The sequence below is a fragment of the Actinomycetospora lemnae genome (assembly GCF_028737315.1).
GTDB classification, from domain to species: domain Bacteria; phylum Actinomycetota; class Actinomycetes; order Mycobacteriales; family Pseudonocardiaceae; genus Actinomycetospora; species Actinomycetospora lemnae.
The window spans coordinates 190,010-206,696 of record NZ_JAQZAO010000002.1 but is presented as its reverse complement, the minus strand read 5'-3'; the positions used below and the strand labels follow the sequence as shown (position 1 = coordinate 206,696).

General features: G+C 73.7%; 16 protein-coding genes. 13 read left to right on the top strand and 3 right to left on the bottom strand.

Annotated features, from left to right (window positions below; genetic code table 11):
- Positions 1-3: 3 nt before the first annotated feature.
- The 3 genes from PGB27_RS04680 to PGB27_RS04670 are packed head-to-tail and all read left to right on the top strand — an operon-like array spanning position 4 to position 2,615.
- Entirely contained in the window at positions 4-828 is an 825-nt protein-coding gene (locus tag PGB27_RS04680; RefSeq protein ID WP_274199188.1) for an N-acyl homoserine lactonase family protein, read from the top strand.
- Positions 829-856: 28 nt separating this feature from the next.
- Positions 857-2,149 carry a hydroxyacid-oxoacid transhydrogenase gene (locus PGB27_RS04675; protein ID WP_274199187.1) on the top strand — a complete coding sequence of 431 codons (1,293 nt, stop codon included), beginning with the start codon at positions 857-859 and terminating at the stop codon, positions 2,147-2,149.
- A gap of 4 nt (positions 2,150-2,153) precedes the next feature.
- Positions 2,154-2,615, top strand: coding sequence for an FmdB family zinc ribbon protein (locus PGB27_RS04670; protein WP_274199186.1), 462 nt, complete (start codon positions 2,154-2,156; stop codon positions 2,613-2,615).
- Between the two features lie 63 nt (positions 2,616-2,678).
- On the opposite strand, the gene PGB27_RS04665 is transcribed toward PGB27_RS04670, so the two are convergent.
- On the bottom strand, positions 2,679-3,470 hold the full coding sequence (locus PGB27_RS04665) for a hypothetical protein (RefSeq protein ID WP_274199185.1): 792 nt from the start codon (positions 3,468-3,470) through the stop codon (positions 2,679-2,681).
- 161 nt (positions 3,471-3,631) lie between these two features.
- On the opposite strand from PGB27_RS04665, the gene PGB27_RS04660 reads away from it, so the two are divergent.
- The 8 genes from PGB27_RS04660 to ctaD all read left to right on the top strand — a co-directional run bounded on the left by PGB27_RS04660 (position 3,632) and on the right by ctaD (position 12,433).
- The gene (locus PGB27_RS04660) at positions 3,632-4,579 is read left to right on the top strand and encodes a DUF3097 family protein (RefSeq protein WP_274199184.1); all 948 of its coding nucleotides are present in this window, start codon (positions 3,632-3,634) and stop codon (positions 4,577-4,579) included.
- Positions 4,580-4,620: 41 nt separating this feature from the next.
- Entirely contained in the window at positions 4,621-5,133 is a 513-nt protein-coding gene (locus PGB27_RS04655; RefSeq protein WP_274199183.1) for an NfeD family protein, read from the top strand.
- Complete coding sequence (locus PGB27_RS04650) at positions 5,133-6,308, top strand: SPFH domain-containing protein (protein ID WP_274199182.1); 1,176 nt, start codon at positions 5,133-5,135, stop codon at positions 6,306-6,308. Before PGB27_RS04655 ends, PGB27_RS04650 begins: the two co-directional genes overlap by 1 nt.
- Positions 6,309-6,336: 28 nt before the next feature.
- Positions 6,337-8,016 (top strand): glutamate--tRNA ligase, encoded by a 1,680-nt coding sequence (locus PGB27_RS04645; RefSeq protein ID WP_274199181.1) that lies wholly within the window; start codon positions 6,337-6,339, stop codon positions 8,014-8,016.
- A 1-nt stretch (position 8,017) separates the two neighbouring features.
- A complete protein-coding gene (locus tag PGB27_RS04640; protein ID WP_274199180.1) occupies positions 8,018-8,800 on the top strand; it encodes an alpha/beta fold hydrolase in 783 nt (260 codons plus the stop codon).
- A gap of 223 nt (positions 8,801-9,023) precedes the next feature.
- Entirely contained in the window at positions 9,024-9,461 is a 438-nt protein-coding gene (locus PGB27_RS04635) for a hypothetical protein (protein WP_274199179.1), read from the top strand.
- Between the two features lie 21 nt (positions 9,462-9,482).
- Positions 9,483-10,535: a DUF3616 domain-containing protein gene (locus tag PGB27_RS04630; protein ID WP_274199178.1), complete on the top strand. Its 1,053-nt coding sequence runs from the start codon at positions 9,483-9,485 to the stop codon at positions 10,533-10,535.
- A 131-nt stretch (positions 10,536-10,666) separates the two neighbouring features.
- The gene (gene ctaD / locus PGB27_RS04625) at positions 10,667-12,433 is read left to right on the top strand and encodes an aa3-type cytochrome oxidase subunit I (RefSeq protein ID WP_274199177.1); all 1,767 of its coding nucleotides are present in this window, start codon (positions 10,667-10,669) and stop codon (positions 12,431-12,433) included.
- A 9-nt stretch (positions 12,434-12,442) separates the two neighbouring features.
- Here ctaD and PGB27_RS04620 read toward each other — a convergent pair whose 3' ends face one another.
- Positions 12,443-13,906, bottom strand: a complete 1,464-nt coding sequence (locus PGB27_RS04620) for an NAD-dependent succinate-semialdehyde dehydrogenase (protein ID WP_274199176.1) — start codon at positions 13,904-13,906, stop codon at positions 12,443-12,445.
- A 120-nt stretch (positions 13,907-14,026) separates the two neighbouring features.
- Between PGB27_RS04620 and PGB27_RS04615 the strand changes: the two genes are divergently transcribed.
- Positions 14,027-15,547, top strand: a complete 1,521-nt coding sequence (locus tag PGB27_RS04615) for an FAD-dependent oxidoreductase (RefSeq protein WP_274199606.1) — start codon at positions 14,027-14,029, stop codon at positions 15,545-15,547.
- A gap of 130 nt (positions 15,548-15,677) precedes the next feature.
- Positions 15,678-15,998, top strand: a complete 321-nt coding sequence (locus tag PGB27_RS04610) for a hypothetical protein (protein ID WP_274199175.1) — start codon at positions 15,678-15,680, stop codon at positions 15,996-15,998.
- Between the two features lies 1 nt (position 15,999).
- Here the strand turns inward: PGB27_RS04610 and PGB27_RS04605 are convergent, their stop codons facing one another.
- Positions 16,000-16,668 (bottom strand): TVP38/TMEM64 family protein, encoded by a 669-nt coding sequence (locus tag PGB27_RS04605; protein WP_274199174.1) that lies wholly within the window; start codon positions 16,666-16,668, stop codon positions 16,000-16,002.
- Positions 16,669-16,687: the final 19 nt, after the last annotated feature.

The following is a 16,687-nucleotide window of genomic DNA, read 5'->3' as shown; positions in this document are numbered from 1 at the left end:
TGAATGGCTGCCAGTGGCGAGATCAAGGTCAGCATCTTGGACTGCGGAGCGATGACCGCGGACCTGACGTGGCTGCTGCTCAAGCCGGGGCGGTCGATCCGCCCCCGTCAGATGCGCGACCAGCCCACCGAGTGGGCCGACGTCCCTACCCACACCGTCCTCGTCGAGACGCCCGACGGGACGATCCTCTGGGACACCAGCTGCCCGCGTGACTGGGAGGAGCGCTGGGGCCCCACGGGTCTGCAGGACTTCTTCCCGTACGAGAAGGTCAGCGAGGAGGAGTACCTCGACTCGCGGCTGCGCCAGATCGGCGTCTCGACCGACCAGATCGACTACGTGGTCCTCTCGCACCTGCACTTCGACCACTGCGGCAACGCCGACATGTTCAAGGACTCCTCCGCGAAGCTGATCTGCAGCGACAAGGAGAAGGAGTGGGCGTTCGGCTTCGACGGCCTGTTCAACGGCGCCCACCTCAAGACGGACTACGAGGACCTGAACTGGGAGACGGTCTCGGGCGACACCGAGTTCCTCCCGGGCGTCACGCTGCTCCAGACCCCGGGGCACACGCCCGGCACCATGTCGATGCAGGTCGACCTCCCCGACAGCGGCACGATGATCTTCACGTCGGACGCCGTGTACATGGGGGAGAGCTACGGCCCGCCGACGACGCCGGCCGCCATCGTCAACGACATGGGCCAGTTCTACTCGTCGGTCGAGAAGATCCGCGGCGTGGCCGAGAAGACCAACGCGACCGTGGTGTTCGGGCACGACGCCGAGCAGATCCACCAGCTCAAGACCGTGGGCAACGGCGGCGGCCACTACACCTGATCGACACCTGATCGGAGAGCACACCAGGATGACCGTTCCCCCGGTCCCCAGCGAAGAGTCGGTCTTCACCTGGGGCGCCCCGCCCCTGAAGTTCGGCGCCGGCGCCTGCGACGAGATCGGCTTCGACCTCGCCCAGTACGGCGCGAAGCGAATCCTCCTCATCACCGACCCGGGCATGCAGCAGACGGGCCTGCCCGACCGCATCGCCGACCAGATCCGGCGGTACGACATGACCGTCGAGATCTTCGACGGCGTCCACGTCGAGCCCACCGACGACTCGATGAACAAGGCCATCGGTTACGCCTCCGAGCAGGGCCCGTGGGACGGGTTCGTCGCGGTCGGCGGCGGGTCGGCGATCGACACGGCGAAGGCCGTCAACCTGCTGACGACCTACCCCGGCGACCTGATGGACTACATCAACAAGCCGGTCGGCAACGCCCAGGTCCCCCCGGGCCAGCTCAAGCCGCTGATCGCGGTGCCCACGACGGCGGGCACGGGCTCGGAGTCCACGGCGATGTGCATCCTCGACGTGCTCTCGCTGCGGGTGAAGACGGGCATCAGCCACTGGCGGCTGCGCCCGACGCTGGCCGTCGTCGACCCGCTGCTGACGATGACCCTCCCGCCGCAGGTCACCGCGGCGTCGGGCATGGACATCGTCTGCCACGCGCTCGAGTCGTACACCGCCCGCTGGTACACGACGTTCGACCGCAAGAAGCCCGAGGAGCGGGTGACCTACTGCGGGTCGAACCCCGTCTCCGACCTGTGGTGCGAGAAGTCGATGTCGCTGCTCGCGCGCTCGTTCCGCACGGCGGTGGAGCGGGGCGACGAGGACGTCGACGCCCGGATGGACATGATGATGGCGGCGACCTTCGCCGGCATGGGCTTCGGCAACTCCGGGGTGCACATCCCGCACGCCAACGCCTACCCGATCGCCGGGCAGGTGCGGGACTTCCGCCCGGCGGGCTACCCGCAGGACGAGCCGATGGTGCCCCACGGCATGTCGGTCTCGCTGACGGCGCCCGAGGCGTTCCGGTTCAGCTTCGAGTCCGCCCCCGACCGCCACATGGCGGCCGCGCGGCTGCTCGGGCCGAACGCGGAGACGCAGTCGAACGCCGCGGAGCAGCTGCCGCACGTGGTCACCGAGCTGATGCGCGACATCGACATCCCCAACGGGATCGGCGCGGTCGGCTTCGGCGAGGGCGACATCCCCGACCTCGTCGACGGGACGATGAAGCAGCAGCGGCTGCTCGCGACCTGCCCGCGGACGCCCACCGAGGACGACATCGCGGACATCTTCCGCAAGTCGATCGAGAACTGGTAGCCGCGTGCCGATCTACGACTACCGCTGCGGGTGCGGGGCGCGGTTCGACCGGCTGGTCGGGCTGGACGCGCCGGCGCCGGCGTGCCCGGAGTGCGGCGGCGAGACGCGCAAGGTGCCGTCGCGCCCGGCGCTGACCGGGACCGCGGACGCCGGCCTGTCCAAGGAGCAGATGCCGCAGACCTGGCGGGGCACCTACAACGGCGACCGGGAGTACGTCACCGGCATGCAGCGCAAGTGGGAGCAGCGCCAGCGCCTCGAGGCGAAGCACCCCGAGCTCCGCGGGGACACGCGCCCCGTCGCGGCGCACGAGGGTCGGTACGAGCAGGCGCCGCTGCGTGCGGGGGAGCCGTACCTGGGGCACTCGTCCGGGTCCGGCACCACGAAGGAGTCCGGCGGCGGGTCGTCGTCCGGGCACGGCCATGGCCACGGTCACGGTCACGGTCACGGTCACGGTCACGGCCACTGATCCACGGTGACCGAGGGACGCCCCCGCTGCGCACGTCGCGGCGGGGGCGTCCCTCGTTCCCGGTCAGGCGGCGGTGAGCGCCCGCACGGTCTCGGCGACGGCCGCGACCCGCGCCGCGCGCACGGCCGTGGCGAGCGGGCGCAGGGCGTCGGTGCGGGCGAGGGTGGCGGACGACGAGACGGCGCCGCCCGGGTCGTCCCCCGCGGCCGCGACGACGATCGCCTCGACCTCGTCGGCGTGCTGGAGCACCCGCAGCGGGCGCCCCGGGGTGCCCGCCGGCCAGGTCGGACGGGGGCGGCGGCGCAGGGCGTCGGCGATCTCCTCGCGCACCCCGGCGCGGGGGCGGGCGACGTCCATGGCGGCGAGGGTGTCCGCGGCGTCACGCACCGATCCGCGCAGGTCGTGCTCGGCCTCGGCCAGGCTCGGGTGCGGGGCGGGCGGGACGTCGTCGACGAGGTGCACGGTCCAGCGCAGCACGCCGTCGGCGACGGGGGACGGGACGGCGGCGAGCCCCGCGCCGGCCAGCACCGCGCACTCGCCGGCCTCCATCGCGGCGATGCGCAGCGCGTCGGGGCCGGGCAGCCCGCGGACGTCGCCCGGCGCGGGCATGACGAGGCGCGCGTCGGGACCCAGGGGACCGACCCGCCGGCGGGCGAGGACGAGCAGGGCGGCGAGGCCGGTGCCCGCGCGGTCCGGGGTCGGCAGGTCGGTGACCGCGGCGGCGGCCGTGTCCGCGGCGACCACGTCGTGGGCCTCGGACCACGGGGTCAGCGCGTCGAGGACGTCGTCGGCCGCGACCGGGCCGGCGAGCCACGCCGCGCTCCACACGGCCAGGGAGGCACTGGCACAAGGCACCCGATCAACGCTACCGGGACCTCGCGGGTGGAGCCGGCGAGGTCGGCGGTGCCCCACGTCGCCGCGAGGGGCACGGTCGGCAGGCGCCGGGGCTCGTCGATCGCGCCCCCACGGGCGTGTCGGCCCCGGACGATCACCACGCACCGTTAGCGTCGCCGTCCGTGGCGAGGACGCAGGGCCGGGGCATGCACGGCTCCACCGGGGACGCCGGATTCCGCACGACCGGCGGCGCCGTGCGCGTGCCGGGGCGGGGCGGGTCGCCCTCGTCCGGGGCCGGGCGCACCGGCGGGCTGCCGGGGCTCGCGCCGCACAAGCCCGCGCGCGAGGTGGTCTCGGTGGTCGCCGAGCCCGGGCTGGTCGTCGAGGACGCCGCCGAGACCTTCTGCGGGGCGGTGATCCGGGCCGACGTCCGCGAGGTCGTGCTGGAGGACGCCGCCGGTCGTCGCCGGCTGTTCCCCAACAAGCCCGCCGCGTTCCTGCACGAGGGCCGTCCGGCGACGCTCGTGCCGCCGCAGCGCGCGGCGGGCCCGGAGAAGGCCGCGACGCAGCAGCGGTCGGCGTCGGGGTCGCGGCGGGTCGAGAACGTCCGCGCGCGCACGGCGCTCCCGCACCGCATCTGGGTGGAGGGCCTGCACGACGCGGAGATCGTCGAGCGGGTCTGGGGTCACGACCTGCGCGTCGAGGGCGTCGTCGTCGAACCCCTGCACGGCGCCGACGTGCTGGTGGAGGCCGCGCGCGAGTTCGGGCCGGGGCCGGACCGGCGTCTCGGGGTGCTCGTGGACCACCTGGTGACCGGGTCGAAGGAGTCGCGGATCGCCGAGGGCCTGCGCCGCGACCTCGGGCCCGCGGCCGCCCACGTGCTGGTGCTCGGGCACCCGTACATCGACATCTGGGAGGCCGTGAAGCCGCGGACGGTCGGGATCGAGGCGTGGCCGACGATCCCGCGCGGCATCGAGTGGAAGCGCGGCGTGTGCGAGGCGCTGGGCTGGGGCGACGAGCGGGCCGGGGCGCGCCGGGTGCTGTCGTCGGTGTCGACGTGGACCGACCTCGAGACGCCCCTGATCACCGCGATGGAGCAATTGATCGACTTCGTCACCGTGGGTGCCTGAATCGGCCCGTCGGACGAGTGGTGTCTGGCACACTCAGCAGTGTGATCCCGCTGCTGTGGGCGATCGCGGGGGTGGTGCTCGTCGCGGTCGAGCTCGTGACCGGCACCTTCGTGCTGCTCATGCTCGGGCTCGCCGCGCTCGTCACCGCCGGGGCCTCCGCGCTCGGCGCCCCGCTCGGGGTCGACGTCGCCGTGTTCGGGCTGTCGTCGCTGGTGCTGATCCTGCTCGCCCGCCCCGCACTACAGCGCCGGGTGCGCACCGACACGGCCGACGGCACCGTCAACGCCGGTCCCCAGGCGCTGCTCGGCACGCAGGCCGAGGTCGTCGAGGCCATCACGCCGGGTGACGCCGGCACCGTGCGCATCGGCGGCGCGCTCTGGACCGCCACCGCGCTGCACGACGACGCCGCGCTGCGCCCCGGCGCCGCCGTGGTCGTCGTCGACATCCGCGGGGCGACCGCCGTGGTCACGGGCACCGGCCCGTCCGGCTCCGACCCGACCGGCGCCGACCCCTCGGCCCACCCGTCCCGCCCGCCCCTGCAGGGAGAGAGCTGATGGAACCCGTCACGCTCGTGCTGTACGTGGCCATCGCGGCCGCGCTGATCCTCATCATCACGGCGGTGGTCAAGAGCATCACGGTCGTCCGCCAGGCCGAGGCCGCGGTCATCGAGCGGCTCGGGCGCTACCAGCGCACCGCGGCGCCGGGCCTGACGTTCCTGCTGCCGTTCATCGACCGCATCCGGGAGCGCGTGGCGCTCTGGGAGCAGGTCGTCTCGTTCCCGCCGCAGCCGGTGATCACCCAGGACAACCTGACGGTGTCGATCGACACCGTCGTGTACTACCAGGTCACCGTGCCGCGCGACGCCGTCTACGAGATCTCCGACTACATCAACGGCGTCCAGCAGCTCACCACGACGACGCTGCGCGACGTCGTCGGCGGCATGAGCCTGGAGGAGGCGCTGACGTCCCGCGAGACGATCAACTCGCGCCTGCGCCGGGCCCTCGACGACGCCACCGGGCCGTGGGGGCTGCGCGTGGTACGCGTCGAGCTCAAGGCCATCGACCCGCCGCCGTCGATCCAGGACTCGATGGAGCGGCAGATGAAGGCCGACCGCGAGAAGCGGGCGATGATCCTCACCGCCGAGGGCCACCGCGAGGCCGCGATCGCCGAGGCGCAGGGCAACAAGCAGGCCGCCATCCTCTCGGCGGAGGGCGCCAAGCAGGCGGCGATCCTCGAGGCCGAGGCCGACCGGCAGTCGACGATGCTGCGCGCCCAGGGCGAGCGGGCCGCGCAGTACTACCAGGCCCAGGGCGAGGCGAAGGCCATCGAGAAGACCTTCGCGGCGATCAAGGCCGGGCGCCCGACGCCGGAGCTGCTCGCCTACCAGTACCTCCAGACGCTGCCGCAGATGGCGCAGGGCGAGGCGAACAAGGTCTGGATGGTGCCGAGCGACTTCGGCAAGGCCCTCGAGGGCTTCACCCGCATGCTCGGGGCGCCCGGCGAGGACGGCGTCTTCCGCTACCAGCCCTCGCCCGACGACGGCACCACGGCGTCGCGCCCCGGGGCGGACGACGCCGACGTCGCCGACTGGTTCGACACCAGCACCGACCCGGAGATCGCCAAGGTCGTCGCGGCCGCCGAGCAGCACGCCGACGCGGCGATCGCCGAGCCGGAGTCGAACGGTGCCGGTCGCCACGCCACCGGCGACGGGCAGACCGACACCCGCTGAGCCGGAGCCCACCTCGTAGATTGGGGGCATGCTGGACCGCGCCCTCGTCGACGGCCTGTTCCCGGACGACCTGCCCGAGCCCGCCGAGCTCGAGGAGCGCTACCCGCCGCGCGACCTGGGCGGGCGGGACGGTCAGCCGGGGCTGGTCACCCGCTTCGGCCCGAGCCCCACGGGGTTCGTGCACGTCGGGGGTCTCTACACGGCGATGGTGTCGCGCGACCTCGCGCACTCGACGGGCGGCGTCTACGTCCTGCGCATCGAGGACACCGACCAGAGCCGCGAGGTGGCGGGCGCTGACGAGCAGTTCCGGCGCGCGTTCGAGGCGTTCGACCTGGTGCCCGACGAGGGCGACCTGGAGATCGGGGCCCTGCCGGCGCCGCGCGGCGACTACGGGCCGTACCACCAGTCGGCGCGCGCGGCGATCTACCAGACCTACGTGCGCGAGCTCATGCGCCAGGGGAAGGCCTACCCCGACTTCGCCACCAAGGACGAGCTCGCCGCGATCTCCGACGCGCAGCGGACGCTCAAGCTCCCGACCGGCTACTACGGCCGCTGGGCGCCGTGGCGCGACGCGAGCGAGGACGACGTCCGCGCGGCGCTGGACGAGGGCAAGCCGTGGGTCGCGCGGTTCCGGTCCGACGGCGTGGTGGGGGAGCGGTTCGCGTTCTCCGACCGCCTGCGGGGCCGGGTCGAGATGGAGGACAACCACAACGACGTGGTCATCCTCAAGTCGTCGGACAACCCCGTGCGGCTGCCGACCTACCACTTCGCGCACGCCGTCGACGACCACCTCATGCGCACCACCCTCGTGGTGCGTACCGAGGAGTGGCTCTCGTCGGTGCCGGTGCACCGCCAGCTCTTCGCCGCGCTCGGGTTCGAGCCCGTCGACTACGCCCACCTCGCGCCGCTGATGAAGCAGGAGGGTGGGTCGAAGCGCAAGCTCTCCAAGCGCAAGGACGCCGAGGCGTCGGTCGACTTCTACCTCGAGGCCGGCTACCCCGTGCCCGCCGTGCAGTACTACCTGCGCGGGCTGGCGAACCCGCGGCTGGCGGAGGTGCCGCTGCCCGAGGCGCTGGCGACGCCACTGCGCCTCGACGAGTTCGGGCTCGCCGGACCGCTGGTCGACACGGTGAAGCTCAGCGACATCTCCGCCGACCACATCGCGACGCTCCCCGGCCCGGACGTCCTCGCCGGCGTGCGGGCGTGGGCCGCGGAGTACGACCCCGAGGTCGTCAAGGTGCTCGACGCGAACCCGGAGCTGGCGGCCGCGGCGATCGACGTCGAGCGGGTCGGCGTCGAGAACCCGCGCAAGGACCTCGCGAAGTGGTCGGACTTCCGCGAGGCGTACGGCTTCTTCTTCCCCGAGCTGTTCACCGACGTCACCGACCCGGCCGACGAGCGCTTCGGCGGCCTGGACCCGGCCCTGGTCCGGGCCGTCGCCGCCGACCTCGCCGACACCTACGTCCACGAGGGCGACCAGCCGACCTGGTTCCAGCAGATCCGTGACCTGGCGAACCGGCACGGCTTCGCGCCGAACCCGAAGACGTACAAGAAGGACCCCGACGCCTACCCGGGCATGCTGCGCGACGCCGCCAACGTCGCCCGCGTCGCGATCACCGGCGCGCAGCGCAGCCCCGACCTCTACGAGGTCACCCGGGCACTCGGCGCCGACGAGGTCGTCCGGCGCCTGCGGGCCCTGGCGGGCTGACGTGTACGTCCGCACCGACGACGGCCGGCGGATCGCCTACGACCGCGAGGGGTCGGGCGGGCGCCCGCTGGTGCTGGTCGGTGGGCTGGGGCAGATGCGCGCGACCGACACGGCCACCCGCGCGCTGACCACGGAGCTCGCCGGCCGGGGCTTCGACGTCGTGCACCACGACCGGCCCGGGCGCGGCGACTCCGGCGGCGAGGCCCCGTTCTCGCTGGCCGGCGAGGTCGCGGCGATCTCCGCGCTGGTCGACGAGGTCGGCGGGCGTGCGGCGCTCTACGGCAGCTCGTCGGGCGGGGCGATCGCGCTGGCCGCCGCGGCGCAGCTGGCCGGGGTCGACCGGCTGGTGCTGTGGGAGGTGCCGCTGGGGACGGCCGGCGGTGACGACGCCCGGGCCTGGCACGCCGGCATCGTCGAGCGCGGAGCGGCCGGCGACCCCGAGGCGGTCCTGCGGTTCGCGATGGAGGGCATGCCGCCGGGGTGGCTCGACGAGATGCTCGCGGGCCCCGACCGCGATCGCTACCTCCGCCTCGCCCCCACCACCGCCGCCGACGCCGAGGCGCTGGCGTGGGCCGCCGACGCGCTGGCGGACGGCACGCTCCCGCGCGCCGTCACCGTGCCCACGACCGTGCTGACCGGCAGCGCCGCCTGGCCGTTCTTCGTGGAGGCCGCCGACGCGCTGGTCGCGGCGCTGCCCGACGCCGCGCGCGCCGAGGTGCCCGGCGCGGAGCACGGATGGGCGCCCGCGGACATGGCCGCGGTCCTGGAGCGCGTCCTCGGCTGACGTCGCGGGGTTCGTCCCGGGCCCGTGGTCCGGGTCAGTGCTCCCCGCCGTCCGGTGCCTCCTCGAGCCGGTGCGCGCTCCACGCGATGAGCCTGGCCCGACGACCGGCGCGCCGAGTGAGCGACGGTGCGCATCTTCCCGGAAAGTCACCGGAACATTCCGTCGTGGCCCGGACGTCAGACGCGGCGAGATCATCCCCAGCCGAGCGACGACGAGGTGCGCCGTGCCTGCCCTGCCCCCCGAGACCACCCTGCCCGCCACGAGCCGGCACGCCGCGACGCGCCGCCCGGTGCTCGGCGCGCTCGCCGTCGCGCTCGTCGCGGGCGGCCTGCTCGCCGGGTGCAGCGGCGGCTCGAGCACTTCGGTGAGCTGCCGCGGCGCCGACTGCCGGGCGACGGTCACCGGCGCACCGGTGGAGGTGGACCAGCCGGACGCGAACCAGTCGACGCGCTCGGCCCGCAGCACGAAGCGCCGGCCGCCGCGGGACAACGACGGGGTGGACTTCGGGGTCACCGCGATGGGCCCGGGCTGGGTGGACGTCGAGGACGACGGCCGCGTGACCCGCGTCCAGCAGGGTGGGACGTTCGTCGAGGACGGGTCGACGGTGCGCCTCGAGTCGTCGGACGGCCGAACCGCCGTGTTCACCTTCCGTCGGCGGTGAGCGGGCGGCGATGATCGGGGGGTGGCCGAGACCGTGAGCGACCCGATCCCCGTCCGCCTCCACCTCGGCGCGCACGCCCCGACCGCCGGCCTCGACCTCTCGGGCGTGGCCGTCGTCGGCGACACGATGTTCCTCGCGCCGGACGAGGGCTCCTCGCTCCTGCGGCTGCGCCGCGTTCCCGGCGGCTCGTTGGACTGGGAGGACCCGCAGGAGGTCCCGCTCCACGACGCGGTCGGGCTGCGCGGCACGCCCGAGGACGAGGTCGACGCCGAGGGTCTCGACGTGGTCGACGGGTGCCTGTGGGTCGCCGGGTCGCACAGCGCCAAGCGCCGGCGGGTCAGGCCGGAGACCCCGCTCGACGAGATCGGGGAGCGGCTCGCGCGGGTGTCGCCGGAGAAGTCGCGCCGCGTGCTGGCCCGGCTCCCGCTGCGCGAGGGACCGGACGGATGCGTGACGGTCCCGGCGGGGGAGGAGGTGCGCGGGCTCGGAGTGGCGGCGCGCCTGCCGTCGGGCAAGCGGGGTCTGTGGGGCGCGCTGGCGCACGACGAGCACCTCGGCCCGTTCCTCGGCATCCCGGGCAAGGACAACGGGTTCGACGTCGAGGGCCTCGCCGTGCGGGACGCGTCGGCCGGCGGGGGCGTGGTGCTCGGCTTGCGGGGCCCGGTGCTGCGCGGCTGGGCGGTGCTGCTCGAGGTCGCGGTGCACGCCGACGGGGCCGAGCTCGCGCTCGACGGCGTGACCAAGCACTTCGTGGACCTCGAGGGCCTCGGGGTGCGCGACCTCGCCCGCGACGGCGACGACCTGCTCGTGCTGGCGGGGCCGACGATGGTGCTCGACGGCCCGGCCCGCGTGCTGCGCCTGCCCGGCGGCGCGGCGGGACCGCTGCCGCCGGCGACCCGGGCCGAGGAGCTGACGCTGGTCACCGAGGTCGCGGTCGGGCGGGGCTGCGACCGGCCCGAGGGGCTGGCCGCCCTGCCGGAGGGCCTGCTCGTCCTACACGACACCCCCGCGCCCCACCGCCTCGACGGCGAGCACCTGGTGGGCGACCTGTGGCACGTCTCCGGGAGGCCGTGAGGCACCCCTCGCGGTCGCCGTGTCGCCGACACCGGCCCTCTTGCCGCCGTGCGGGACCGCTCCTACCGTGTGACGTGGACCACTTCCACACCTCGTATCCGAACGCCCGGAACCGAGGAGCTCTGTCGACCATGTCGACCATCCCTCGCGACGTACCCACACCCATCGTCACCACGCCGTACCCGGCGCGGGAGGCGAAGCGCGGGTCGGGGTTCGCGCACTACCTGCGGACGACGGACCCGAAGGACATCGCGATCCTGTACCTCGTCACGTCGTTCGGGTTCTTCCTGATCGGCGGGCTCATGGCGCTGCTCATGCGCGCCGAGCTGGCGCAGCCGGGGCTGCAGATCCTGTCGGTGGACCAGTACAACCAGCTGTTCACCATGCACGGCACGATCATGCTGCTGCTCTACGCCACACCGATCCTGTTCGGGTTCGCCAACTACATCGTGCCGCTCCAGATCGGGGCGCCCGACGTGGCGTTCCCGCGGTTGAACGCCTTCTCGTACTGGCTGTTCCTCTTCGGCGGGTCCATCGTCCTCTTCGGCTTCTTCACCCCGGACGGCGCGGCCGCCTTCGGCTGGTTCGCCTACACGCCGCTCTCGGACGTCGTGCACTCGCCGGGCCTCGGCGCCGACCTGTGGCTGCTCGGTCTGGTCGTCGCCGGTCTCGGCACCATCCTCGGTGGCGTCAACTTCGTGACGACCATCGTCTGTCTGCGCGCCCCGGGCATGACCATGTTCCGGATGCCGATCTTCACCTGGAACATCCTGGTGACGGTCATCCTGGTGCTGATGGTGTTCCCGATCCTCACGGCCGCACTGCTCGGCCTGGAGGCCGATCGGCACCTGGGCGCGCAGCTCTTCGCGCCCGAGCACGGTGGGGCGATCCTGTGGCAGCACCTGTTCTGGTTCTTCGGGCACCCCGAGGTCTACATCGTGGCGCTGCCGTTCTTCGGCATCGTCACCGAGGTCTTCCCGGTGTTCAGCCGCAAGCCGATCTTCGGCTACAAGACGCTCGTGTTCGCCACCGTGGCGATCGGGGCGCTGTCGGTGGCCGTGTGGGCACACCACATGTTCGCCACCGGGGCCGTGCTGCTGCCGTTCTTCGCCTTCACGACCTACCTCATCGCCGTGCCGACCGGCATCAAGTTCTTCAACTGGATCGGCACGATGTGGCGCGGCCAGCTGACGTTCGAGACGCCGATGCTGTTCTCGATCGGCTTCCTGGTGACGTTCCTGTTCGGTGGCCTCACCGGCGTGCTGCTCGCCAGCCCGCCGCTGGACTTCCACGTGTCCGACTCGTACTTCGTGGTGGCGCACTTCCACTACGTGCTGTTCGGCACGATCGTGTTCGCCACCTACGCCGGCATCTACTTCTGGTTCCCGAAGATGACCGGCCGGATGATGGACGAGCGCATCGGCAAGGTCCACTTCTGGCTGACGTTCATCGGGTTCCACCTGACGTTCCTGGTGCAGCACTGGCTGGGCAACGAGGGCATGCCGCGCCGCTACGCCGACTACCTCGGGACCGACGGCTTCACGCTGCTGAACACGATCTCGACGATCGGCGCGTTCATCCTGGGCGCCTCGACGCTGCCCTTCCTCTGGAACGTGTTCCACAGCTACCGCTTCGGCCGGCCGGTGGAGGTCGACGACCCGTGGGGTCACGGCAACTCGCTGGAGTGGGCGACCTCGTGCCCGCCGCCGCGGCACAACTTCACCGACCTGCCCCGCATCCGTTCCGAGCGCCCGGCGTTCGAGCTGCACTACCCGCACATGGCCGATCGTCTGCGGATGGAGGCGCACACCGGCAGCGGCGCCCCGAGCATCGGCGAGAGCGCCGCAGGGGCCACCGGACAGGAGCACCTGCCCGGCTCCGACCCCCGGAACCGGTGATCGGGGCGCCTACACGTTCATCGCCACGTACTTGATCTCGAGGTACTCGTCGATGCCGACGCTGCCGCCCTCGCGGCCCAGGCCCGACTGCTTCCAGCCGCCGAAGGGCGCGCCGGCGTTGGACACCATGCCCTGGTTGAGCCCGACCATGCCGGCCTCGAGGCGCTCGGACAGGCGGATCGCCCGGCTCAGGTCCCGGGTGTACAGGTAGCTGACCAGACCGAACTCGGTGTCGTTGGCCGCGCGGATCGCCTCGTCGTCCTCGGTGAACGTGAAGATCGGCGCGACCGGACCGAAGATCTCCTCCTTGGCCAGGCGGGCGGAGGTGGGGACGTCGGCGAGCACGGTCGGCGGGTAGAAGTAGCCCGCGCCCGAGGGCACCTCGCCGCCGGTGCGCACCGTCGCGCCCTTCTGCACCGCGTCGTCGACGAGCTCGGCGACCTTGTCGCGCTGATCGGCCTCCACGAGCGGCCCGACCTCGACGCCCTCCTCGGTACCGCGGCCGACCTTCATGTCGCCCATCCGCTCGGTGAGCTTCTTCGTGAACTCCTCGGCGACGTCGGCGTGCACGTAGAACCGGTTCGCCGCGGTGCAGGCCTCGCCGATGTTGCGCATCTTGGCCAGCATCGCGCCCTGGACGGCCTCGTCGACGTCGGCGTCGGCGCACACGACGAACGGGGCGTTGCCGCCGAGCTCCATCGACGTCTTGAGCACCTGCTCCGCCGACTGCTGCAGCAGCTTCTGCCCGACCTCGGTGGAGCCGGTGAACGACAGCTTGCGGATGCGCCCGTCGGTGATCAGCGGGCCCATCACCTTGCCGGTCGACTTCGTCGTGACGACGTTGAGCACGCCGTCGGGCAGGCCGGCCTCGGCGAGGACGTCGGCCAGCTTCAGGATCGTCAGCGGCGTCAGCGAGGCCGGCTTGATCACCATCGTGCAGCCCGCGGCGATCGCCGGGCCGATCTTGCGGGTGCCCATGGCCAGCGGGAAGTTCCACGGCGTGATGAGCAGGCAGGGCCCGATGGGCTGGCGCATGACGAGCACGCGGCCGCTGCCGGTCGCGTTGACCTTCCACTCGCCGCTGATCCGCACGGCCTCCTCGGAGAACCAGCGGAAGAACTCGGCGGCGTAGGTGATCTCGGCCTTCGACTCGGCCAGCGGCTTGCCCATCTCGAGCGTCATGAGCATGGCGATGTCGTCGGCGCGCTCGGTGATCAGCTCGAACGCGCGGCGCAGGATCTCCCCGCGCTCGCGCGGCGCGGTCGCCGCCCACTCCGGCTGCGCGGCGACGGCGGCGTCGAGGGCGGCCATCCCGTCCTCGGGCGAGGCGTCGGCGACGTCGCAGAGGATCTCGCCGGTGGACGGGTCCTCGACCCCGAACGTCCTGCCCTCGGTCGCGTCGCGCACCGACCCGCCGATGATCAGCCCCTTCGTGACCTCGTCGATGACACGGCGTTCCCGGTCGGTCTGCATGGGTGCCCTCCCGCCTCGACGCGCCGCGGTGGTGTGACGCGTCCTCCGTGGCGGCAAGGTGCCCCCGTCCCCGCAGGCTCATGCCGCCCGTCCGGCCTAGGCTCCGTGCCCGTGCTGCGCATGCCCGGCCCGTTCCGTCCCCACCGCCACGTCACCGCCCGCCCCGACCTCCCGCACCGGGTGGGTCCGGACGCCACGGCGGTGGTGGTCGGCGGCGGCGTCGCGGGCGTCAGCGCCGCCCTGGTGCTCGCCGAGCGCGGCGTGCGGGTCGAGCTGCTCGAGGCGGCGCCGCAGCTCGGGGGCCGTCTCGGCACGTGGGACCGGCGGCTGGCCGACGGCAGCGAGGTGATCGTCGAGCACGGCTACCACGGCTTCTTCCGGCAGTACTACACGCTGCGCGACCTCCTGCGCCGCCTCGACCCGGAGCTCGGCTTCCTGCGCGACGTCGGCGGCTACCCGATCGCCAGCCGGCCCTCGGTCGGGTGGGAGCCCGAGGACTTCACCGACCTGCCGCGCACGCCGCTGCTCAACCTCGTCGCGCTCGTGCTGCGCAGCCCGAGCTTCAAGCTCGGCGAGCTGCGCCACGTCAACGCCGACGAGGCGCTGGCGATGCTGCACTACGACCCGGTCCGCACCTACGCCGAGCACGACCACCGCAGCGCGGCCGAGCTGCTCGACTCGCTCGGCTTCTCCGACCGCGGCCGGGCGATGCTCTTCGAGGTCTTCGCGCACTCGTTCTTCAACGTCGAGCAGCGCTACTCGGCGGCCGAGTTCCTGGCCATGTGCCACTTCTACTTCACCGGCAACCCCGAGGGCCTGGGCATGGACGCCCCGGTCGACGACTACCGCACGACGCTCTGGGACCCCTTCACCCGGCTGCTCGAGAAGCACGGCGCGACGGTGACGACCGGTGCGCGAGCGGTGTCGCTGCGCCCGGACGGGGCGCGCGGCTGGGCGGTGGACGTCGAGTCCGAGCCCGCGCGGCACGCCCGCCACCTCGTCGTCGCGACCGACGTGCCCGCCACCCGGGACCTGGTGGCCGCCTCCCCGGAGCTCGTCGCCGCCGCACCCGGGCTCGCGCGGAGGATCGCCGCGCTGCCGAGCGGCGAGCCGTACGTGGTGGCGCGCCTGTACTGCGAGGGCGACGTCGACCCGGCGCGCGCCCCGTTCACCGGCGTCACCCGCGAGCGCGTGCTGGACTCGGTGAGCCTGTTCCACCGGCTCGAGGGCGGGTCGGCGCGCTGGGCCCGCGAGCGCGGCGGGTCGGTCGTCGAGCTGCACTCCTACGCCTGCCCGCCGGCCGCGTCCCGCGACGACCTCGTGGCCGCGATGCGCGACGAGCTCACGGCGCTGTGGCCCGAGGCCGCGGACCTGCGCGTGCTCGACGTCGAGGCCCACCGCTACACCAACGCCCCGGGCTTCGACCCCGGCTACCACCTCGTGCGCCCCGGCGTCCTCACCGACGCCCGCGGGCTGCGCCTGGCGGGGGACTGGGTGGCGTGCGAGGTGCCGTCGGCGCTGATGGAGCGCGCGGCGGTCACCGCGGTCACCGCCGCCAACGACGTGCTGCGCGAGGAGGGCGCCGGCCCCGAGCCGATGCGCTCGATCCGGCCGCGGGGGGTGCTGGCGGGCCGTCGGTGAACGGCCTGCCGGACGAGATCGCTCACACGGGGCGAGCGCGGCGGGCGCAGCGGCGACGCGATACCGTCTGCCCGCGCCGACGGGGGTCGGGGCCCCGGCGGAGAGCCGGGACGATCTGGGAGGGACCCGAGTGCCGAACCGACGGACGGCCGGGCGCACGGCGGCCCTGGCGGGCGTGCTGCTCGCCGGAGGCATCGCCGTGAGCGCCTGCGTGTTCCCCGCCGAGCCGGCCCCCGGGTCGCCGTCGAGCCCGAACGGCTACTCGACCGAGGGCTTCCCGCCGCCCGGCCCGGCCCCGCAGCCCGGCGTCATCACGCCCGACCCGGTCGCGCCGCCGGCCCCGGCCGACGCGCCGCGTCCCGAGGAGGGCCCGGTGCCGACCGAGGGCCCGCGCACCAGCGTCGGCGAGGAGCCGGAGCCTTCCGAGCCCGCGCCGCCGCCCGGCAGCTGAGTCACTCCTCCGGCTCGGCGGTCCCGGCGGTCGGGGCGTACGTGCACAGCAGCACGCCGACCACCCCGATCGCGCCGCTGACCGCGAACACCGCGAGCATGCTCGGCGAGAGCGTGCCCGTGACCGCGTCCCCCAGCAGGACGACCGCCGACGTGCCCGGGACCAGCCCGACCGCGGTGCCGCCCAGGTAGTGCCGCCAGCGCACGCTCGTCAGCCCGAACGTGTAGTTCAGCGGGGCGAACGGGATCGCGGGCACGAGCCGCGCCGACGTCACGGCGAGCAGGCCGCGGGCGGAGATCCGCTCCTCGAGGACCCGCACGCGGCCCGCCCCGAGCCGTCGCGCCGCCCGGCCGCCGAGGCGGCGGACCAGCGCGAACGCGGCCGCCGCAGACACCGTGCTGGCCACCAGGCAGAGCGCGAGCCCGACCCACGGCCCGAACAGCAGGCCCGCCGAGAGCGAGAACGCGGTGCGCGGCAGGGGCGACGTGGTCACGACGGCGTGCACGAGCAGGAACGTCACCGGCGCCCAGACACCGAGCGCGGCGACCCGGTCGCGCACCTCGAGCGGCGTCGGCAGCGGCACCGTGAGCAGGAGGACGACCACCGCGAGCACGGCGGCGGCGAGCACGACCCAGCGGGTGGGGCCGGAGGTCAGGCGCAGCGCGGCCACCCCTCCACCTCGCCGGGAC